Source organism: Methanococcoides sp., from assembly GCF_030594565.1.
GTDB lineage: Archaea > Halobacteriota > Methanosarcinia > Methanosarcinales > Methanosarcinaceae > Methanococcoides > Methanococcoides seepicolus.
Genome location: NZ_JAUVEY010000189.1, coordinates 1 through 2,991 on the forward strand (window position 1 = coordinate 1; position 2,991 = coordinate 2,991).

Here is a 2,991-nt window from a genome sequence, read left to right on the forward strand (position 1 = left end):
AAATTGCGTACAAATTACTTTTACGATATCTAAAAATAAAAGTTTAAAAACTAGAATTTGAACACACCAATGCCCAACAAAAAAGAAACCGACGAAGACCCATGCGAGCTGACCGAAGAGGAACTCGATGAACTTCTGATCGAAACTGCAAAAAAGGAGATAAGGTCCGATTACAGACGCAGTCTCGGATGTGAGAGTAGCCGTAGATGTATGGATACGGAAAGCTCTTCCTCAAAGAAAAAGTGAGTGTGAATCTCAGACGACCAGCCTTTTTTTCATCAGATTGACCGAAACGACAAAAACTATTGCGCAGACGACTATTATCCACAGGAGATTTGTCAGCAGGAACCAGCCCGGTGCTCCGAAGGTCAGTGCTCTTATTATAATTACAACGTGGGTCAGTGGCAATATTGCCAGTGCGACGTACTGGACAATTTCAGGCAGTACGTTAAGGGGGAAGAACGTTCCGCTAAAGAGGAACATCGGCGTGATGAAAAGCAGTATGGGATAATTGATGGACATTATGTTCGGGGTCACTGCTGCAATGCTCATTCCAATGCCTGCGAAGAGCAGACCTGCAAGGAAAGCGAATGGGATGATCAACAGTGAATGGGGAAAAGTGATGAGTCCGAACAATGCAATGACAGGAAGCATCAATGTGGCACTTATCGTGCTTCGGGTAGCACCCCACAGCAGTTCTCCGATTATGACATCCTCGATGCTCAAAGGTGTTGCAATAATGGCATCGAAGGTCTTCTGGTAGTACATCCTCACATAAGACCCATAGCTGCACTCAAAAAAAGCACCATACATCACAGAGACCGAGATCAGTGCCGGAGCTATGAACTTTGCATAGGGTACACCGTCTATTTCCTCAATGAACAGACCTAACCCGAAGCCCATGGCAAAAAGGTAGAGCAAAGGCTCAATGAACGGAGGAAGAAAATTCAATTTGACGTTCTTCATAAAAACATCCTTATTTCGCCGCCAGACCTTGAAAGCTCCTGATGTTAATTCCGGGGGTTTGAAATACATGCCTATGTCCATCTTCTCACTCCCTGAGTTTCCTTCCCGTCAATTTCAGGAAAACGTCTTCAAGCGTCGCAGCGCGGGCAGTGACACTTTTCAGCTTGCATTCTGACAAGAGATGGTCAGTTGTCTCCTGCGGCTTATCAGTATATATCTGGATCTCATCCCCGAGCACCTCATAATTTGTCTTATGACTTTCAAGGCAGGAGATAATATTAGGATCGTTCTCGGTCTCGACTATTGCAGAACCAATGTATTCCTGAATGAGATCTGTGGGGCTGCCTTCAACGAGTATCTTCCCATTGTCCATGATGACAAGCCTATCGCATAATTGAGAAGCCTCTTCAAGATAATGTGTTGTGAGCACGATCGTAACACCCTCCTTTTTGAGACCTTTGAGCTTGTCCCACATAAGATGCCTTGACTGGGGGTCAAGCCCCACCGTCGGTTCATCAAGTATCAGCAACCTTGGTTTGTTGATCAGTGCCCTTGCCAACACAAGACGCCTTTTCAGACCACCTGAAAGCGAGTCGGTCATGGTATCCCGTCTTTCTTCCAGATGCACGAACTCAAGGAGTTCGTCCACTCTTTTTTTAGCCTCATCCTCAGGGATGTCGAAGTAACGCGAGAAGATCAAAAGGTTCTCATAGACCGTAAAGTCAGGATCGAGATTATTCTCCTGAGGAACAACGCCCATCTTGAACTTGATCTCCCGCTGATGAACGTTCACATCCATCCCAAAGACTTCCAGTGTGCCCGATGTCATTGGAGATATACACTGTATCAGACGCATGGTGGTTGTCTTGCCAGCACCATTGGGTCCCAGAAAGCCGAACAGCTCCCCTTCATCAACAGAAAAAGCAACACTATCCACAGCCGTGAACTCGCCAAATTCTTTCCTGACATCCTTGCCTACGATAACTGGAGGAATGATATATCACCAATCTTTTCTTTGAACGATTATTGGAGTGAGAACTGATATATGTTTTCTTATTTTTCGAACAAAAGCATTACAGTAAAAAACAAATAAAATAAAATAATATATACACTACATCATTTTATTTAATGATCTAATATTTCAAAAGATAAAGATCAGGAGAAAAAAATATGGGATGGTTTGATGTAGTGGCTGGTGTCTGCACAGGTGGACTTTATACTGTTGGAAAAGCAATTTATCAGGCAGGAAATGCAGCAGAAGATGCAGGAGACGCTGCTGAGCAGGCAGGGCTTGCCATTGCAGTAATAGGCACAACGATTCAGTCGTTGGGAGAAGAACTGAAATCATTCTTGAAAGAAACTGAAGAGCTCATTACTATACGCAGGTTGAGCCCCAGAGATGAAGATGAGCTATGGGATGAGGAAAAAGAGAGACTTGACGATCTTAAAGCAGAAAAAAAACGCCTTGGGGATGAATTAAGAAGCCTTGGTGTAGATGACCCGGATAATTTTTCATTTGATTTTTGGGACATGTTCACTGATATGAACAATATCCTCAAACAGTTCCAGTTGATGGCAAGGATAGCTGCAGTCAATGCTGAGATAACAGAGATATTATATCAGGAACCTGGAGTTCTGACCACTGGTATCTACAACGCAAAAGAGGTCCTTGAACGCTTAAATACGATTGAACAACCTCTGATCGAGGATATTCTCAAATCCGTTGATGACAACTTCGAAGTTACTGAAGAATTGCTTAAAGAAGTCAAGAAACTCTTTGTCACAAGAGAGAGAGTTCCTATTTCAACAGCAGAACTTGGACCTGAAAGGATACACCAGATCGAAGCCCTCGAACTCGACAGAAGATATTATTTAAATATTCTCCAGCGCAAAAAAGAAGTAGTATCCGGACTTCACGACGTCATGAACGATATGCCTGCCAAGAATTTTGAATTCACTGGCAGCATGATCCATATGAACCGGAAAATGAATTCGGATCATGTAGTGGATGACAGCATTCTGGAT

The 2,991-nt window shown here is 43.5% G+C and carries 3 protein-coding genes and 1 pseudogene; 2 read left to right on the forward strand and 2 right to left on the reverse strand.

Annotated features, from left to right (window positions below; genetic code table 11):
- Positions 1-69: 69 nt before the first annotated feature.
- A complete protein-coding gene (locus QAS77_RS11285; RefSeq protein ID WP_250869382.1) occupies positions 70-246 on the forward strand; it encodes a hypothetical protein in 177 nt (58 codons plus the stop codon).
- Positions 247-255: 9 nt separating this feature from the next.
- On the opposite strand, the gene QAS77_RS11290 is transcribed toward QAS77_RS11285, so the two are convergent.
- Complete coding sequence (locus QAS77_RS11290; protein ID WP_250869383.1) at positions 256-1,047, reverse strand: ABC transporter permease; 792 nt, start codon at positions 1,045-1,047, stop codon at positions 256-258.
- Between the two features lie 4 nt (positions 1,048-1,051).
- Positions 1,052-1,903 carry an ABC transporter ATP-binding protein gene (locus QAS77_RS11295; RefSeq protein ID WP_305065644.1) on the reverse strand — a complete coding sequence of 284 codons (852 nt, stop codon included), beginning with the start codon at positions 1,901-1,903 and terminating at the stop codon, positions 1,052-1,054.
- A gap of 233 nt (positions 1,904-2,136) precedes the next feature.
- Between QAS77_RS11295 and QAS77_RS11300 the strand changes: the two are divergent.
- Positions 2,137-2,991 (forward strand): annotated as a pseudogene (locus QAS77_RS11300) (hypothetical protein); the annotation flags it as partial.

Bases quoted from the DNA above. Each gene is read 5' to 3' on its own strand.
- QAS77_RS11285 (WP_250869382.1), top strand. From the start codon at position 70: ATGCCCAACAAAAAAGAAACCGACGAAGACCCATGCGAGCTGACCGAA.
- QAS77_RS11290 (WP_250869383.1), bottom strand. From the start codon at position 1,047: ATGGACATAGGCATGTATTTCAAACCCCCGGAATTAACATCAGGAGCT.